This window comes from Streptomyces sp. NPDC058221 (assembly GCF_042882365.1).
GTDB lineage: Bacteria > Actinomycetota > Actinomycetes > Streptomycetales > Streptomycetaceae > Streptomyces.
On sequence record NZ_JBHVWF010000016.1, the window covers coordinates 1 to 16,836 of the forward strand.

At 69.6% G+C, this 16,836-nt stretch carries 13 protein-coding genes and 3 pseudogenes; 10 read left to right on the forward strand and 6 right to left on the reverse strand.

Going from position 1 to position 16,836, the window contains the following annotated elements; all coding sequences use genetic code 11:
• The first annotated feature begins 260 nt into the window (after positions 1 to 260).
• Positions 261 to 3,791 (forward strand): transcription-repair coupling factor, encoded by a 3,531-nt coding sequence (mfd, locus tag ACFVW8_RS07930; protein WP_389687240.1) that lies wholly within the window; start codon positions 261 to 263, stop codon positions 3,789 to 3,791.
• Positions 3,792 to 4,000: 209 nt separating this feature from the next.
• Positions 4,001 to 4,389: pseudogene (locus ACFVW8_RS07935) on the forward strand (UTRA domain-containing protein).
• 116 nt (positions 4,390 to 4,505) lie between these two features.
• Here the strand turns inward: ACFVW8_RS07935 and ACFVW8_RS07940 are convergent.
• Positions 4,506 to 5,087 (reverse strand): TetR/AcrR family transcriptional regulator, encoded by a 582-nt coding sequence (locus ACFVW8_RS07940; RefSeq protein ID WP_389687241.1) that lies wholly within the window; start codon positions 5,085 to 5,087, stop codon positions 4,506 to 4,508.
• Positions 5,088 to 5,191: 104 nt separating this feature from the next.
• Here ACFVW8_RS07940 and ACFVW8_RS07945 point away from each other — a divergent pair, with 104 nt between their 5' ends.
• From ACFVW8_RS07945 to ACFVW8_RS07955, 3 genes and pseudogenes are all read left to right on the forward strand, one after another.
• Positions 5,192 to 6,058, forward strand: coding sequence for a hypothetical protein (locus tag ACFVW8_RS07945; protein WP_389687243.1), 867 nt, complete (start codon positions 5,192 to 5,194; stop codon positions 6,056 to 6,058).
• 104 nt (positions 6,059 to 6,162) lie between these two features.
• A pseudogene (locus ACFVW8_RS07950) lies at positions 6,163 to 6,528 on the forward strand (HNH endonuclease); the annotation flags it as partial.
• Between the two features lie 82 nt (positions 6,529 to 6,610).
• Positions 6,611 to 7,384 (forward strand): HNH endonuclease family protein, encoded by a 774-nt coding sequence (locus ACFVW8_RS07955; protein ID WP_389687376.1) that lies wholly within the window; start codon positions 6,611 to 6,613, stop codon positions 7,382 to 7,384.
• A 57-nt stretch (positions 7,385 to 7,441) separates the two neighbouring features.
• Here ACFVW8_RS07955 and ACFVW8_RS07960 read toward each other — a convergent pair whose 3' ends face one another.
• From ACFVW8_RS07960 to ACFVW8_RS07975, 4 genes are all read right to left on the reverse strand, one after another.
• Positions 7,442 to 7,654 carry a hypothetical protein gene (locus tag ACFVW8_RS07960; RefSeq protein ID WP_389687245.1) on the reverse strand — a complete coding sequence of 71 codons (213 nt, stop codon included), beginning with the start codon at positions 7,652 to 7,654 and terminating at the stop codon, positions 7,442 to 7,444.
• Positions 7,655 to 7,714: 60 nt separating this feature from the next.
• Positions 7,715 to 8,314, reverse strand: coding sequence for a DUF6262 family protein (locus ACFVW8_RS07965; RefSeq protein ID WP_389687246.1), 600 nt, complete (start codon positions 8,312 to 8,314; stop codon positions 7,715 to 7,717).
• Positions 8,311 to 10,161 (reverse strand): tyrosine-type recombinase/integrase, encoded by a 1,851-nt coding sequence (locus ACFVW8_RS07970; RefSeq protein WP_389687248.1) that lies wholly within the window; start codon positions 10,159 to 10,161, stop codon positions 8,311 to 8,313. The genes ACFVW8_RS07965 and ACFVW8_RS07970 overlap by 4 nt, the downstream gene beginning before the upstream one ends.
• A gap of 347 nt (positions 10,162 to 10,508) precedes the next feature.
• A complete protein-coding gene (locus ACFVW8_RS07975; RefSeq protein WP_389687250.1) occupies positions 10,509 to 11,570 on the reverse strand; it encodes a tyrosine-type recombinase/integrase in 1,062 nt (353 codons plus the stop codon).
• A 183-nt stretch (positions 11,571 to 11,753) separates the two neighbouring features.
• On the opposite strand from ACFVW8_RS07975, the pseudogene ACFVW8_RS07980 reads away from it, so the two are divergent.
• From ACFVW8_RS07980 to ACFVW8_RS08000, 5 genes and pseudogenes are all read left to right on the forward strand, one after another.
• Positions 11,754 to 12,176: pseudogene (locus tag ACFVW8_RS07980) on the forward strand (HNH endonuclease family protein); the annotation flags it as partial.
• Positions 12,177 to 12,275: 99 nt separating this feature from the next.
• Positions 12,276 to 12,884: an ArsR/SmtB family transcription factor gene (locus ACFVW8_RS07985; RefSeq protein WP_389687252.1), complete on the forward strand. Its 609-nt coding sequence runs from the start codon at positions 12,276 to 12,278 to the stop codon at positions 12,882 to 12,884.
• On the forward strand, positions 12,881 to 14,203 hold the full coding sequence (locus ACFVW8_RS07990; RefSeq protein WP_389687254.1) for an MFS transporter: 1,323 nt from the start codon (positions 12,881 to 12,883) through the stop codon (positions 14,201 to 14,203). The genes ACFVW8_RS07985 and ACFVW8_RS07990 overlap by 4 nt, the downstream gene beginning before the upstream one ends.
• Positions 14,204 to 14,314: 111 nt before the next feature.
• Positions 14,315 to 14,605: a DUF1524 domain-containing protein gene (locus ACFVW8_RS07995; protein ID WP_389687256.1), complete on the forward strand. Its 291-nt coding sequence runs from the start codon at positions 14,315 to 14,317 to the stop codon at positions 14,603 to 14,605.
• A gap of 242 nt (positions 14,606 to 14,847) precedes the next feature.
• Positions 14,848 to 15,810 (forward strand): D-alanyl-D-alanine carboxypeptidase family protein, encoded by a 963-nt coding sequence (locus ACFVW8_RS08000; protein WP_389687258.1) that lies wholly within the window; start codon positions 14,848 to 14,850, stop codon positions 15,808 to 15,810.
• A 22-nt stretch (positions 15,811 to 15,832) separates the two neighbouring features.
• Here ACFVW8_RS08000 and ACFVW8_RS08005 read toward each other — a convergent pair whose 3' ends face one another.
• Positions 15,833 to 16,795 (reverse strand): hypothetical protein, encoded by a 963-nt coding sequence (locus tag ACFVW8_RS08005; RefSeq protein WP_389687260.1) that lies wholly within the window; start codon positions 16,793 to 16,795, stop codon positions 15,833 to 15,835.
• Positions 16,796 to 16,836 lie beyond the last annotated feature (41 nt).

Genomic DNA, 16,836 nt, shown 5'->3' on the forward strand with positions numbered 1-16,836 from the left:
CCCGTGTGCCCGCGGGGTACCGGGGCCCGCGCGGGGTGGCCCCGGTACCCGTTGCGGGAGCGGCTGTCCGACCGGAGTCGTACGCTGGAACCCCGGCCCGTCCGGGGGTGGTTTCTGGATCATGCCGGGCTCGCGCGGGCCGGCACGCACATCTGCGGCCTGATCCTGACACCACCCCCTGCACGTGTCGGGCCCTTCGCGTTGCCCCTGGCAGCAGCCGGCTGCCAGATCTCGCCCTCTTTACCCGGACGGAAGTCTTCATGAGCCTGCACGGTCTGCTGGATGTCGTCGTACGTGACCCGGCGCTGTCCGAAGCGGTGAAGGCCGCCGGGGACGGCCACCGGATGCACATCGACCTGGTGGGCCCGCCGGCGGCCCGGCCCTTCGCCGTGGCGGCGCTGGCCAGGGACGCCGGGCGGACCGTGCTCGCCGTCACCGCGACCGGACGCGAGGCCGAGGACCTGGCGGCGGCGCTGCGCACGCTGCTGCCGCCGGACACGGTCGCGGAGTTCCCGTCCTGGGAGACGCTGCCGCACGAGCGGCTCTCGCCCCGCTCCGACACCGTCGGCCGCCGGCTGGCCGTGCTGCGGCGCCTCGCGCACCCGAGGCAGGACGACCCGGAGACCGGACCGGTCTCCGTCGTCGTCGCACCGGTGCGCTCCGTGCTCCAGCCGCAGGTGAAGGGGCTCGGCGACCTGGAGCCCGTGGCGCTGCGGATCGGGCAGAGCGCCGACCTCGGCGAGACGGTCGAGGCGCTCGCGGCCGCCGCGTACGCCCGGGTCGAACTGGTCGAGAAGCGCGGTGAGTTCGCGGTGCGCGGCGGCATTCTGGACGTCTTCCCGCCGACCGAGGAGCACCCGCTGCGGGTGGAGTTCTGGGGCGACGACGTCGAGGAGATCCGCTACTTCAAGATCGCCGACCAGCGGTCGCTGGAGATCGCCGAGCACGGGCTGTGGGCGCCGCCCTGCCGAGAGCTGCTGCTGACCGACCAGGTCCGCGAGCGGGCCGCCGCGCTCGCCGAGGCCCACCCCGAGCTGGGAGAACTCCTCAACAAGATCGCCGAGGGCATCGCGGTCGAGGGCATGGAGTCCCTCGCCCCGGTCCTCGTCGACGACATGGAACTGCTGATCGACGTGCTGCCCAAGGGCTCGATGGCCGTGGTCTGCGACCCCGAGCGGGTCCGCACCCGGGCCGCCGACCTGGTCGCCACCAGCCAGGAGTTCCTCCAGGCGTCCTGGGCGGCCACCGCGGGCGGCGGCGTGGCGCCCATCGATGTCGGCGCGGCCTCGCTGCGCGGCATCGCGGACGTCCGCGACCGGGCCCGCGAGCTGGAGATGATGTGGTGGTCCATCTCCCCGTTCGCCGCCGACGACGAGCTGGACGAGGACACCCTCAAGCTCCGGATGCACGCCCCGGAGGCGTACCGCGGCGACACCGCCCGCGCCCTCGCCGACACCAAGGGCTGGCTGGCCGACGGCTGGCGCACCGTGTACGTCACCGAGGGCCAGGGCCTCGCCACCCGGACCGTCGAGGTGCTGAGCGGCGAGGGCATCCCGGCCCGCCTCGACGCGGACCTGGCGGAGATCTCGCCGTCCCTGGTCCACGTCTCCTGCGGCGCGATCGACTTCGGCTTCGTCGACCCGGAGCTCAGGATCGCCGTCCTGACCGAGACGGACCTGACCGGTCAGCGCACCGCCATCAAGGACCTGGGCCGGATGCCGACCCGCCGCCGCAAGAGCATCGACCCGCTGACGCTGGAGGCGGGCGACTACATCGTGCACGAGCAGCACGGTGTGGGCCGGTACGTCGAGATGGTGCAGCGCACGGTGCAGGGCGCCACCCGCGAGTACCTCCTCGTCGAGTACGCCCCCGCCAAGCGCGGCCAGCCCGGCGACCGGCTCTACATCCCGACCGACCAGCTGGAGCAGGTCACCAAGTACGTCGGCGGCGAGGCGCCCACCCTGCACCGGCTCGGCGGCTCCGACTGGACCAAGACGAAGGCGCGCGCCAAGAAGGCCGTCAAGGAGATCGCCGGCGACCTGATCAAGCTCTACGCGGCCCGGATGGCGGCCCCCGGCCATGTCTTCGGCCCGGACACCCCCTGGCAGCGCGAACTGGAGGACGCCTTCCCGCACGCGGAGACGCCCGACCAGCTCACCACCATCGCCGAGGTCAAGGAGGACATGGAGAAGTCCGTCCCCATGGACCGGCTGATCTGCGGCGACGTCGGCTACGGCAAGACGGAGATCGCGGTGCGGGCGGCCTTCAAGGCCGTCCAGGACGGCAAGCAGGTCGCCGTCCTCGTCCCGACGACCCTCCTGGTCCAGCAGCACTTCGGCACGTTCACCGAGCGGTACGCCCAGTTCCCCGTCAACGTACGGGCGCTGAGCCGTTTCCAGTCCGAGTCCCAGTCGAAGTCGACGCTCGAAGGGCTTCGCGAAGGCTCCGTCGACCTGGTCATCGGCACCCACCGGCTCTTCTCCTCCGAGACGAAGTTCAAGGACCTGGGCCTGGTCATCGTCGACGAGGAGCAGCGCTTCGGCGTCGAGCACAAGGAGCAGCTGAAGAAGCTCCGCGCCAACGTGGACGTCCTCACCATGTCCGCGACGCCCATTCCCCGTACGCTCGAAATGGCGGTGACCGGCATCCGCGAGATGTCGACGATCACCACCCCGCCGGAGGAGCGCCACCCCGTCCTCACCTTCGTCGGCCCGTACGAGGAGAAGCAGATCGGCGCGGCCGTCCGCCGCGAACTGCTCCGCGAGGGCCAGGCGTTCTACATCCACAACCGCGTCGAGTCCATCGACCGCGCCGCCGCCCGGCTGCGCGAGATCGTCCCCGAGGCGAGGATCGCCACCGCACACGGCCAGATGTCCGAACAGGCCCTGGAACAGGTGGTGGTGGATTTCTGGGAGAAGAAGTTCGACGTCCTGGTCTCCACGACGATCGTCGAGTCCGGTATCGACATCTCCAACGCCAACACCCTGATCGTGGAACGCGGCGACAACTTCGGCCTCTCCCAGCTCCACCAGCTGCGCGGCCGCGTCGGCCGTGGCCGCGACCGCGGCTACGCCTACTTCCTCTACCCGCCGGAGAAGCCGCTCACCGAGACGGCCCACGAGCGCCTCGCCACGATCGCCCAGCACACCGAGATGGGCGCGGGCATGTACGTGGCCATGAAGGACCTGGAGATCCGCGGCGCGGGCAACCTCCTGGGCGGCGAACAGTCCGGCCACATCGCGGGCGTCGGCTTCGACCTGTACATCCGCATGGTCGGCGAGGCGGTCGCCGGCTACCGGGCCTCCCTCGAAGGCGGGGTGGAGGAGGAACCGCCCCTGGAGGTCAAGATCGAGCTCCCGGTCGACGCGCACGTCCCCCACGACTACGCCCCCGGCGAGCGCCTCCGCCTCCAGGCCTACCGCTCCATCGCCTCGGCCTCCTCGGAGGACGACATCAGGGCGGTCCGCGAGGAGCTCACCGACCGCTACGGCAAGCTCCCGGAGCCGGTCGAGAACCTCCTCCTGGTCGCCGGCCTGCGCATGCTGGCCCGCGCCTGCGGCGTCGGCGACATCGTGCTCCAGGGCCCGAACATCCGCTTCGCCCCGGTGGAACTGCGCGAGTCCCAGGAGCTGCGCCTGAAGCGCCTCTACCCGAAGACGATCATCAAGCCGGCCCTGCACCAGATCCTGGTGCCGCGGCCCACGGCCGGAAAGATCGGCGGCAAGCCGGTGGTGGGGCGCGAACTGCTGGCGTGGACGGGGGAGTTCCTGACGACGATCCTGGGGTCGTAGCTCCGGGATTTCCCACTCATCGTGCCCGGCAGGGCTCGTCGTCGGTGAAGGGGGAGGCCGTGCGTGAAAAAGAAGTGATCAGTGGGTCAGCTCGCTACCTGGCGCCGACGGAGGGCGGGGGCGACGTCTGGGGCACCGAGGCAGCGGCGGCGGGGCGGCGCGGTACGCAGAAGATCGTGCGCGCCGGCGAAGCCGCCGCCCCGGCGCGGGTGGCCGAACTGCTCGCGGTGGAGCGGGGCGGACCGGTCGTCGCGCGGCGGCGGATCATGTATCTCGACGGCGAGCCATGCGAGTTGACCGACACCTACTACCCGTGGAGATCGCGCGGGGTACCGGACTGGCAGCCACGGCGAAGCTCCGGGGAGGGGCCGTTCGACTGCTCAGCGAACTCGGGCATGTCGGCGTCCGGGCGCAAGAGGACGTGGCTGCGCGCATGCCGTCCGAGACCGAGTGCGTGGACCTGGCCCTGAGAGCCGACGAGCCGGTTCTCGAGCTGACCCGGCTCACGCTCGACGCGGATGACCGTCCGATCCAGGTCGATGTGATGGTCATGCCTCCCCGGGGGCAGAAGCTGCGGTACGAGATCAGGATCGGATGACTGTGCGCGAACACCGGCAGCGCACGATACGGCCCGCCGCGTACATGGCGCCTTCCCCGGTCTGCCACGGGTGTCGGTAGAGGTCCCTCCACATCGGCAGCCCAGGGCGCGCCCCCTCAGCGGTCGCGAGTGTTGTCCGGCGTGAAGACCAACGCGGTGAGCGACCGGAACGCCTCCTCCGGGTCCCGGCCCTCCATGGCGTCGGAGAGGTTGCCGCTGAGCAGCAGCGCGGCGAAGCCGTGGGCCAGCGACCACGCGGCCACCCCCGCGAGGCGGTCGTCCTTGCCCCGGCCGTCCGGCGGGAGATCTGCCACGCCCGCGCGCAGCGCCTCGGTCGCCCGGGCGCGGGCGGCGAGCAGCTCCGGGTCGTCGGCGTGGTGCAGATCCGGCTGGAACATCACCTGGAAGTGCGCGGGGTGCGTCGCCGCGAACCGTACGTATGCCACGCCGCGCTCCCGGAGGTCCGGCGCCCCGGCCAGGGCGTCGGCGAAGAGCGCGTAGCCCTCGGTGGCGATGGCGGTGAGCAGGCCCGTGCGGTCCTTGAAGTGGTGGGCGGGGGCGGCGTGGGAGACGCCGGCCCGGCGGGCCAGGTCGCGCAGGCTCAGCGCGGCGGGGCCCTCGGTGGCGATGACGTCGAGGGCGGCGGTGAGAACGGCCCGCCGCAGATCGCCGTGGTGGTAGGTGCGGTCACTGGTCATGGACAGCAGGCTACGCGGAATCTAGTCATTGACAAGTTAGGGGGCGAGGTGCACGCTGTCCATCTAGTCAGCGACAAGATGGCCGAAAGTGCGGAGGCGGAGACATGTCCGAGGAACTGGGTCGCGTACGGCAGCTGTGGCATCTGCTGGAGCCCCTGCACGCTGTTCTCTACTACGCGCCGGAGGCCTTCGAGGAGGCCGCGGTGCTCGGTTACGGGGTGGGCGAGCGCTGGCCGAGTTACTTCGCCTGGCGGGCGGCACCGCTCGGCGAGGCCGGGGCCGAGCGGGTCACCGAGACCTTCTACAGCTTCAGCCCCGAGATGGTCGCCGAGCACGTCCCGGCCGCCTGGTCCGTCGCCTCGCCGGGCGCGGTGCTCGCGGCCAGACGCCGGGCCGTCGACCGCACCTACCGGACCCTGCTGGGCGAGGCGGCCGGCGCCCCGGAGACGGCCGCGGCCGCGGCCCTGGTGCGCCGCGTCGCGGAGGCCGCCGACACGGCCGGCCGGCCGCTCGCCGAGGCCAACGCCGCACTGCCCTGGCCCGACGAACCCCACCTCGTCCTCTGGCAGGCCGCGACCGTCCTGCGCGAGCACCGGGGCGACGGCCATCTCGCCGCCCTCGCGCACGCGGAGCTCGATCCGGTCGAGTCGCTGGTCTCCTTCGCCGCGATCGGCGCGGCGCGCCCCGAGGTGTTCGCGAGTCGCGGATGGGGTGAGGGGGAGTGGCGGGCGGCCCGTCAGCGGCTGCTGAAGCGGGGGCTGTTGGCGGAAGACGGTACGGCGACGGAGGAGGGGCGGGCCCTGCGGGCCGAGGTCGAGCGGCGCACCGACGAGGCGGCGGCCGGTCCTTGGCGCGTGCTCGGGGAGGGGGAGCGGGAGCGGCTCGTCGAACTGCTGGGGCCGCTGTGGGTGGCGGCGCTCGGTTCCGGGATGCTGCCCTCGGAGACGACGCTGGGCATCGGCAAGGTGTGATCCGGGCCGCATCAGGGGCGACCGGTGGCCATGAACGCGCCCTGACGGGGAAGACATCCGTAGGATTCGGAAGTTCGGCTTTCTCCCCGTCAGGACGGCTACGAGTGATATCTCCCCGCGTGTATCGAGTGATGGTGCCCGCCCTCGGCATGGCCACGGTGCTGGCCCTGGCCGGCTGCGACCCCGAGAAGATCACGTCCGGAGCCGAGTCCCCGGGCACCGGCTCGAACGGCGGCGGCCAGTCGGCCACCGGCTTCGGTGCCAGCCCGCTCGACAACGACGACGGTACGAAGCCGGGCCTGGCGCCCCTCACCTCCGATGCGGACCGGGCGGCTGCTCGCAAGGTCATCGAGAAGGTGGCGACCAAGGGGCGCGGTCCCAAGACCGGATACGAGCGGGACAAGTTCGGCTACGCCTGGAAGGACTCCGTCGACGGCGTACCCCTCTCCCGGAACGGCTGCGACACCCGAATTATCTCTATGCTTCGTCGGGTGGTTGGGTCGTTTGTGCAGCTCACGGGGGGAGTGGTTGGCTGTGCTTACTGAGAGGGACATGAGGCACAGGGGTGCTGTGGGCACGCGTTTTTCCCGCGCCGCAGGGCTGGCAGCGGTTGCCGCGATTCTCCTCTCGGGATGCGAGGGGCTTGACGCGGGAACCTCGTCGACGGGATCAGGGCCGGCTGCGCCGGACGGACGAGCGGTCAGTCCACTCAATAATCCGGACGGGACGAAGCCGGGACTTGCACCCGTGACGACGGACCCGGACAAGGCTGCGGCGCGAAAGCTCATCGAGGAACTGTCAACGAAGGGGCGGGGCCCCAAGACTGGCTACGACCGTGACGAGTTCGGGTATGCCTGGATGGACACGGCGGACGGGGTGCCGCTAGCGAGGAACGGGTGTGACACTCGAAACGATCTCATTCATCGTGATGGTCGGAGCCTTCGCTTCCGGGACGCCTCCGACTGCGTGGTCATAGCAATGACGCTGCACGATCCGTACACCGGGACGACCATCGAGTGGCGCAAGGAGAAGGCCACTGAGGTGCAGATAGACCACGTGGTTCCGTTGTCGTACAGCTGGCAGATGGGTTCGTCGCGCTGGCCGGAGAGCAAGCGCAAGCAGTTGGCGAACGACGTGCTCAATCTGATCCCGGTCGAGGGGCGAGCGAACTCGTCCAAGGGCGATTCTGGGCCCGCGTCCTGGCTGCCGCCGAACAAGCAGATCAGGTGCGCGTACGCGGTCCGGTTCGCCCAGGTCGCAGTTAAGTACGAGATGCCGGTGACAGCCCCGGACAAGCAGATGATGCTGAAGCAGTGCGGCGATTGAAGGGGCAGTTGACGGCGCAAGGAGGATGTGCGCGCCGCCAACTGCCACAGACAGCGCCTATTGCAGATTCCAGGCGGTTGCTTCACCGGGAGGGCAGGTGAAATACGGCTCGGTCTCGATCTCGGAGCCGCAGTCCTCACAGGTGCGGATTTCCACGGTGCCCTGGTCGTTCAGGTGCCCCGGACCGAGGTCGACGTAACCGCACCGTGGGCACTCGATGTACACACGTCGCCTGATCCACTGGCCGTACTGCTGGTCCTCAGTCGTCATGGGCAGCAAGGGTTCCATGTGGCCCGCCCGCGCGTGCGGCTTTCCATGACTGCGGTGCCTTCACTCCGGCGGTACGACTCGCATGGCACGTCGGAGCCCGGCTCTGGCGGCGACGAGTTCGTCCTCGGTCTCCCGCAGGCGTCCCTCCAGAGCGGTCAACTGGTCGCGGGTATACGACAGTTCTCGGATCAGGGCGGTGTTGTCGCTCTCCAGTTGCTGGATGCGTTCCACTAGGCGGCTGCGGTCGACCCCTTCGATCTCGGCTCCCAGCGACAGCCGGACGCGTTCACGCAACCTGTCCCGCTCTTGCTTGAGGTCCTTGATCTCGTCTCGGGCCAGCGCGAGTTCCGTTTGCAAGGCGGCAGGAGGCACCTTGTGCCTGCTGGGAGCGGGAACCCGCTGCCGGCCCTGCTCGCGCTGCGTGGCCATACCGGCCTGGACGGCATCGTGGACCTGGGGCTGGTTGTAGACGAACCAGGTGGACACCGACGCCTCTCGGGCCACCTGGGCCACGGTGATGCGCCGACCAGAACCGAGTAGATCACGTAGCGCTTCCAGCGTGCGTGCTGTCTTGGCCTCGCTGTCGTGGGCGCGGCTGGCGCGTAAGCGCTCGATCCGGGCGTCCCGGCCGTTGGCATCGGGTGAGGACGTTTGCTTCACTGGGTCCTTCCCGCTGTGAGGGCTTGCACGGGGATGAAGGCGGCGGCTGATCGCGCCTTACGCAGCTCGCGCGAGGCGGATTCGACTGTGTCCCGCTCCTCCGGCGTCATTCCGTCGAGCTTCCGTCGCATTTCGTCGGCCGACTTCGCGTAGGCGCGGATCTGGTCGTCGAGATTGCGTACGACCCAGTCGGCGGCGTCCATGGCCAGGGCTGCCTCCTTATCGGCCCGCAGGTCCGCGATCTGCTGTTCCAGGGCAGGGAGGTAGGAGGGATCGGGCCGGTAGAAGTCGCAGCCGGCGCACTGGAAGCGAATGCGGCAGTGTCCTCCTCCGGCCTTGACGTTGCTTGGCTCGGTGCAGCCGCCGTATGGGACTCCGACGCTCTCCACCTCGTAGGCCAAGGAGTCCTCGAAGCCTCGCGGGGCGCCGTGCCGGTCGACGGCGAGCTTTGCCACCGTCTTCACAGCCTCTTGTTTCCTGGTGAGCGAGACCTTGTAGTAGCCCATCGTGACGTCCAGGGACCGGTGGTCCATCAGTTCCCGGAGGACGTCCGGACGGGTGCCGGCATCAGCATGGCGCTGGGCGTACGCATGGCGGAACCCGTAGGGAACGATCTGGGTGCGGTCGTAGGCGAGAGGTTCACCGCTGTCGTCCAGGCGCTCGTCCACGAGGTCCGGGATCAGTTCGTCGACCCAGTCTCGGAAGATCCTGCTGCAGAACTGTGCAGCGGTCAGATGGCCACGACGAGGCCGGTTGCGCTGTCCCGGGGAGGGGAACAGCCACTGCTCGCAGTCCGGTACGGCAGGCAGGCGGTCGAGTTCCTTCTGCCAGGCCTCGATCGCCCGAGCAGTGACCTCGGAGACCGGGAGCCTACGGCCGTGACGACGGCGTTTGTGGTTGTCGTAGACCAGAGTCGGCTTGCCGTCGACCCACTCCAGGCAGTCGCGGCGCAGGCTGGTCACCTCGCCGGGGCGGCGGCCGGTGTCCCGGAGGACCGCGTAGACCACCTGGTACATCCGCGCGAAGTCGGCGGAGGACCAGCCGCCGCTCTCGTACGCGGTCGAGGTGCCCAACAGGTGTATACATGCGTCGAGTTGAGCGATGGTGTGCTCGGGAACAGCCCGGCCGATGTCATCCTCGGACACCTCGACGGCGGCGATGGTGTGATAACGGGGATTGAGGGCGAAGCCTCCGGGAACATGGTCCATCATCCCGGCCTGGCGCGCGAACTCGAGAAATGCGCGCCAGCTGCGAAGGAGCGCCCGGCGGTGGCTGGTGGAGTAGTCGTGGCCGTCCTCGGGGCGCTTGGTGATGCGGAACATGTCCACCACAGCGGTCATGTCCGCCATCGCGAGCTGTTCCGGGACATCGCCGTGCGGGCGGCTCGCGAGGGCGGCAGAAGCGATCGTTGCCGCGTATACGGTCTGCCGCAGGTCCAGGACGCTGGGCCGAGCCGTACGGCCGTATTCCTTGACCAGCTCCCGCAGCCACTTCTGGCGCACGGGCCGGAAGTCGATGTCACCGTGGACGGCGACGTACTTCCTGCCACGCCCGGCGCGGAGTCCTACCAGGGCGCATTCCCACACGTCACCCGCGGTCGGGTCGACGCCCTCGAACTCGACGCGAGCACGCCGAACATGGAGCAGAATACCGTTCAGAACCCCGGCAGCGGCAGCCGGAAGCCCGGAGACGAAGCGTTCGTCCAGGTCCAGGAGCGAGCCGATACCCGAGGGGAGCCCGGCCACGATGCGGCGGACGCGCTGAGGAACCAGGCTGATACCGGCACTGTCACGTTGCTGGAGCCCGTACAGCATCTCCTGGCGAACGGCGCTAGAGACTTTGGACAACGAAAACTGGGACACCCCGGGCATCGTTCCGTTCGTGAAGTTCGGTCTGCGCCGGGAAACGACGGGGGTGTGCTCTGCATCAAAATCCGCTGGATTTCCCTGGAGCTGACGGGCTTTGCGGCACGCGTCACAGCGACCTCCGTTGCTCTCTACATGGGTGGAACAGGCTGCGACTACGCAAGCGAACACCTTGGTCGCCGGATTGCTCGGGTCGGCTGTGAAGAGCGCCTTGCTCTGATTCCACTCGCGCGCCCGCCAATCAGGCGCGAGGCGTTCGTCGAGCCACGCGGGCCAGCCGGGATCGAGGTGATCGATCGGGGCGACGACGGTCAGGCTGGCGGCGGGTGTCATAGGGCGACCTCCGGCGCGAGACGGTCGACGGCGGCCCGGAGGTCCTCGTCATGGGCATGCAAGTAGACAGCTGTGCTCGCCGACGATGCATGTCCCAGCAGGGTCTGCACCACATCGGGTGCGACTCCGCTGCGAATCCACTGGGTCGCCGCCGTGTGCCGCATCATGTGCGGGCGGGCACGGAGGCCACAGCGCTTCCCGATCCGTTCGATGACCTGCTTGGCGTTGGAGTACGTCATGGGGCGGCCCGCACAGCCGCCGACGAGATTGATGAACACGTAGTCACAGTCGGCGGCTTGAGCTACCTGTTCCCGTTCGGCGAGATGGTCGCGGTAACGGTGAACCGCCCCCTGTACCAACGGCACCATGCGGTGACGGCCCGCCTTCGCACGAGCACCGTTCTCGTTGTCCTGGCGCGGTCGGACGTGGAGGTGGGCGCCACGAGTTCGGCAGCCCAGATGCGTGGAGTCGGGCAGCAGATGCATGTCCTCCCGCCGCAGCCCGAGAGCTTCACCGATCCGCAGGCCTCCTTCCACGAGCACGGTCAGGAGAAGCCGGTCCCGGGCCGTGCGCGCTGCCTCCAGTACCTCTCCGACCTGCGGTGTTGTGAGCGTTGCCGGCGCCGTCTCCACCTCGGGTGCCTTCAGAACGCGAGCTTTGATCATGAGGTGCTGGCCGCCTTCGCCCGGGTCGAAGCCACTCGGTGGCGAGGCCAGGAAGCGCGGCTCACTCAGCCGTGCGGCGACCTCGTGAGCCACATGCCCCTGGACGGCGCAGAATCGGAGGAACTCGCACACCGCGGTGAGTACCGCGTTGACTGTCTTTCCCGACGGCAGCCGCCCAAGGCGGGTCGGTGTCCGCTCGACGTGGAACTTGAACCGGATCATGTCGCCGAGTCCGGCGGACTTCCAGTCGGTGCCGCGCTCGGCACACCAGTTGAGGAAGCGCCCGATCCGGGGGACGTAGGCGCGCTGTGTCTGCGGCGAGCGCCCCGCACCACGCAGGTAGAGCGCGAACTCCCGTACCTCGGGATGAGGCCGGTACGTCTCATCGTCCACGAGCAACCATGTGGCCTCCCCTGTCGTGGGTGAGATGGCCTTCTCCGCGTGTAATCCCACTGCTTCCTCCTCTGATTGGACGTGTAGCCCATGTGCCTTCTGGTGTGACTGATAACGGCGAGGCACAGGAAGAGGACACGGCTGTCACTCACGTAAACCGATGAGAAGGGGACGGTGTAGATAACCCGAAACGACCTGCTGGCCAGGGACGGCAAGAAGGTCGAGCTGCGGTCGGGCTCCGACTGCGTGGTCGTCGCCATGACGCTCAAGGACCCGTACACCGGCGACTCCATCGAGTGGCGCAAGCAGCAGGCCACCAAGGTGCAGATCGACCACGTCATGCCGCTGTCGTACGACTGGCAGATGGGCGCCGCCCGCTGGAACGAGGCCAAGCGGCAGCAGATCGCCAACGACCCGCTCAACCTCATCCCGGTCGACGGTCCCGCGAACAACGCCAAGCGTGACTCGGGCCCCGCGTCCTGGCTGCCGCCGTACAAGCCGGTCCGGTGCTCCTACGCGCTGCGGTTCGCCCAGGTCTCGCTGAAGTACGAACTCCCGGTCACGACGGCGGACAAGAAGGTCATGCTGGAGCTGTGCGGCGGCTGACCGCGTGGGCCCGCACCGGTGGGCACCGCCCGCCCTCACTCTTTCCCTCACAGATGTGAGAGTTGACTCTCATGAATTGTGAGAGGAGACTCTCATGTCATGGCCGACAGTAATCGCCTGGGCGATATCGAGATCACCGATCCTCAAGCCATGCGGGCGCTGGCGCATCCGGTCCGGCTGGCGATCCTCGATCACCTGCGCCGGCACGGGCCCGCCACCGCGACGCAGCTCGCGCCCGATGTGGGTGCGACGCCCTCGGTGACCAGCTGGCATCTGCGCCATCTGGCGGGCTTCGGGCTCGTCCGCGACAGCGAGCCGGGCCCGGACCGGCGCCAGCGCCGGTGGGAGGCCGTGGCGCGTGGCTTCCGGTTCGAGGCGCCGCAGGATCCGACCGATGAGGAGGGCCGGGCAGCCGCGCGGGCGTTGTCGCAGCAGATGTTCCTGCGCTATGCGGACGTGCCGGGCCGGTGGGCCGCCGAGGTCGAGCCCGGACTGGATCCGCAGTGGCGCAGGGCGGCCGGGCTGGCCGACACCCGCGTCGTCGTCTCGGCCGATGAACTCGCCGCCATCGAGGACGGGATCGAGCGTGTTCTCGCGCCGTACGTGAACCGCGACCCGGCCGAGCGGCCCACGGACGGCCGCGGCGTCCGGCTGATGCGCTACCTCCTGCCGGAAGGCGCCGAGGAGCAGCCCGGGCAGACGTCGTGAACAGCCCGGACGGGGAAGCCGCGATATCGCTGTGGCGGGACCGACGGTTCCGCCGCTTCTGGGCCGGCCATTCGGTCTCACAGTTCGGCGACCGGATCACCGAACTGGCCCTGCCCCTGATCGCCGTCAGTGCGCTGAACGCTTCGGCCAACCAGGTGGCATGGCTGACCGCCCTCATCTGGACCCCCAACCTGCTCGCGATGTTCCTGGGAGCCTGGGTCGATCACCAGGTACGCAAACGCCGGCTGATGATCCTCGCCGACCTCCTGCGCGCCGCAGTACTGCTGAGCCTGCCGGCGGCCTACGTGCTGGGGGCGGTGACGCTCACGCACCTGTATGCGGTGGCGTTGCTGACGGGCGCTGCCGGGGTGCTGTTCAGCACCGCCTATCCGCCGTTCTTCGTGCGACTCGTACCGCGCGCCTCGTTCGTCGACGCGAACAGCAGGCTCAGCGCCAGCCGTTCGGTCTCGCAGGTGGCGGGCCCCGCGATCGGCGGCGCTCTGGTCCAGGCACTCACCGCACCCGTCGCCGTCGTGGTGGATGCCCTGAGCTTCCTGGCGTCAGCGGTTCTGATCGGCCGGGTCCCGGTGGACGAATTGCCGACAGCCGCCACCGGCACGGCCGCACCCTCACTGGTCCGGCGCGCCAGGGAGGGCCTGGCGTTCGTCCTGCGTCACCCGGTGTTGCGGGCCTCTCTCGGCTGCGCTGCCACTGTCAACTTCTTCACCCTCGTCGCGGGCAGTGGGCTGATCGTGCTGTTCGCCAGCCGGAGCCTGGGGCTGTCGGCGGGGATGATCGGTCTCGCGCTCGGGGTGGGCGCGACCGGCGCCCTGCTCGGCGCGGTGTCCGCTCCCGCGATCTCGCGCCGGTTCGGTGTGGGGCGCAGCATCGTCGCGGGCGCCGTGCTCTTCCCTGCACCGATTGCCATCGCCGCCGCAGCGGACGGCCCTGTCTGGCTCGGCGCCGGGGCGTTGGCGGCAGCCGAATTCCTCTCCGGCTTCGGCGTCATGCTGTTCGACGTCAACCTCAACTCCCTCCAGGCCGCCGTGATCCCCGACCGGATGCGCAGTCGTGTCGCGGGCGCGTACAGCACGGTCAATTACGGCATACGCCCCGTCGGTGCCGTCGTCGGCGGCGTGCTCGCCACGCTCGTCGGCCTGAGGCCGACCCTCCTCGTCGCCGCCGTCGGAGGAGCCCTTTCGGTGCTGTGGCTGCTGCCCTCACCGATACCCCGCATCCGCTCCCTGGCCCCGGTCGTCGACGGGGACACGGCAGGGGCCGGCGACGCGGACGACGTCGATCGACCGGTAGCGCGTTGATGTCGGGGGGCGGAGTACCTGGATTCGCCCGCATCGCTCTCAACTCGAGCCGGCTGGCGTTCTGCCCCGCTGTGGGTATTGGGGTGCGCTGCTGTGTGAGTTGGGAGCGATGTGGGCGCCGGCTCGAACTTCGAACTGCGGTCCCGCTCCGACCGCGTGGCCGTCGCCATGACGTCAAGGACCCCGTACACCGGCACGGCCACAGAGTGCCGCAAGCGGCAGGCCGCCGAGGTGCAGATCGACCACGTCATGCCGCTGTCGTACGACTGGCAGATGGACGCCGCCCGTTGGAACGAGGCCAAGCGGCAGCAGATCGCCAACGACCCGATCGGTCTCGTTCCGATGGGCGGCCCGTCGGGAGTGTCCGGCGCCCGCGGTGCCCCGTCCCTCGCCCTCGGTTGATCGATCAGGACAACGACGCCCTGGGGCCCCGCACCCGCGACGTGTTGAGACTGCCGGGCTACAGTGCGCGACCGAAGTCGTAGGTCCCACAAGAGGTCTGCACGAGATCTCCATGGCCGTGATTCCTGTTACCCGGCTACGACACGTCGATCTTGACAACGGCTGTTCGTGCGCAAGTAGGTTCGATACGCACTGATTTTCGTCACGAGCCGGCGTTCCCGCGCCGGGAGAAGAAGAGGCTCATGGGTTCGCACGCCCGTCCCAACCGCATCCACCGCACCGGAGCCCGCATCGCGACCGTCGCGCTGGCCGGCGCCGTCCTGCCGATCGTCGCCGGAGGCCTCGCCGAAGCGGCGACTTCCACGGTCACGCACTCCGCGGACGATCAGGGCCAGGGCGCTCCCGCCGTCAGGGACCAGGCCGCGCCCGACGTCGCCACCGGCAACGCCTTCCTGCTCGACGCCCGCGACGGCAGCCAGGAGCGGGCGATGTGGGCCGGGACCAAGGCCGACGAGAGCGTCTCGATGGCCAGCACCACCAAGATCATGACAGCGCTCGTGGTGCTCCAGCATCCGGAGTGGCTGGACCGGCAGATCACTGTGAAGCAGGAGTACCGGGACTACGTCGCCGAGAACGGGTCCAGCACCGCCGACCTTCAGACGGGCGACAAGCTGACCGCCCGCCAGCTGCTGCACGCCATGCTGATCCCCTCCGGCGGCGACGCCGCGATGGCCCTCGCCGACAGCTTCGGCAACGGGGACACGCAGGAGGCGCGGATCGCAGACTTCGAGAACCAGATGAACTCGCAGGCCCAGCAGTTGGGCCTGACCGGCACACACTTCGACTCCTTCGACGGCATCTCGCACGGCGACAACCGCAGCACCGCACGCGACCTTGCCAGGCTCGGCCAGCGCGCGATGCTGAAGCCGGTCTTCGCCGACATCGTGAAGCTCAAGCAGTTCGAGGCGGAGGCACCGGCGGCCAACGGCCATACCCGGTACTACACCTGGAACACCACCAACGACCTGCTGAGCACCTACGACGGCGCCCTCGGCGTCAAGACGGGCAGCGGAGCCGAGGCCGGCTACTCGCTCGTCTTTGCCGCCAAGCGGGACAACCGCGCCCTGGTCGGTGCGATCGTCGGCGCCGACCAGGAGGTCTTCGCCGACGCGGCCAAGATGCTGGACTGGGGCTTCGCCCACTGACCCTTGTCTGTCGGCTGGAGCCCTAGCGCCCGGCCCGCCCGGTCGCCGTCGCCGTCGCCGTGGGCCGGGCGCTCTGCGCCGTGTATCCCGCCGCCTCCCTGATCGCCGTCACCGCACGGCCGATCCGAGTCTGTGACGATCGAACCGTTCGGCTGAACTCAACGTGCAGGAAGGGCAGTTCTTCCACCGCCGCAGCCCGGCCCTGGACGTTCGTACGGCCCTCCAGGGAGCAGCGGCGCACCCAGACCCGGCAGACGTCGAAGCCCTCCCGCCCCAGCGCCGCCGACAGTCCCTCGCCCCAGGCGCGGCCGTGGTCGCCCTTGCCGGTGGAGACGATCACGTCGTAGTCCGGTTCGGTGGAGTCGGCGTAGCCGTGGAGCTGGATGCCGGGCAGCCGGCGGGTGACCAGTTCGGCGCAGACCGCGTGGAAGACGGTGTCACGGCGGTGGGCGACGTCGGCCGCGTCGCCTTCGCCCGCCCTGCGGTTCGCGCCCGCCAGCACCATGACCCCGCCCGAGGTGGCACGCCAGGCGCCCACGCCCAGTTTCTCGCTGTCGGCGTCGGCGACGGGGTGCGGGACCTGGACGGACCAGGTCGCGGCCGGGCGGGACAGGTCGATGTACACGCGTCCCCAGCCACGGGCGGATTCGCGGGCCCGGTCGGCTATCTCGGCGAAGCGCCGGCCGGTGGCCGTGTCCGTGAAGGTGCTGACCCCGAAGTCGACCTCGGCGAGGCGCCGCTCGGCGTCCTTGTGGCGGCCGTCGAGGTAGAGCCCGACGCCGTCGGCGATGGTGTGGCGGTCCAGGGCCGTCGGCGGGTGGAAGCCGCTGCGGCGGATCGTGTCCCGGGTGAACGCGTCGATCCTGGCGGCCAGATCGACGCCGTCACGGGGCCGGGCATGCGGCGGCCGGTCCCCGTCGGAACCTCCTCCTCCGGGGGAGGTGACGAGCACCACAACAGCCGCTACGACAGCTGTGACCAGCAATGTTGCAGAGATCGTCGACTTTTTGGCCCATTTGCTCGTCA

Excerpts from the sequence above, each read along its gene's own strand:
- mfd (WP_389687240.1), top strand. The coding sequence starts at position 261 with ATGAGCCTGCACGGTCTGCTGGATGTCGTCGTACGTGACCCGGCGCTG.
- ACFVW8_RS07940 (WP_389687241.1), bottom strand. The coding sequence starts at position 5,087 with ATGACCAGTGACCGCACCTACCACCACGGCGATCTGCGGCGGGCCGTT.
- ACFVW8_RS07945 (WP_389687243.1), top strand. The coding sequence starts at position 5,192 with ATGTCCGAGGAACTGGGTCGCGTACGGCAGCTGTGGCATCTGCTGGAG.
- ACFVW8_RS07955 (WP_389687376.1), top strand. The coding sequence starts at position 6,611 with ATGAGGCACAGGGGTGCTGTGGGCACGCGTTTTTCCCGCGCCGCAGGG.
- ACFVW8_RS07960 (WP_389687245.1), bottom strand. The coding sequence starts at position 7,654 with ATGACGACTGAGGACCAGCAGTACGGCCAGTGGATCAGGCGACGTGTG.
- ACFVW8_RS07985 (WP_389687252.1), top strand. The coding sequence starts at position 12,276 with ATGGCCGACAGTAATCGCCTGGGCGATATCGAGATCACCGATCCTCAA.
- ACFVW8_RS08000 (WP_389687258.1), top strand. The coding sequence starts at position 14,848 with ATGGGTTCGCACGCCCGTCCCAACCGCATCCACCGCACCGGAGCCCGC.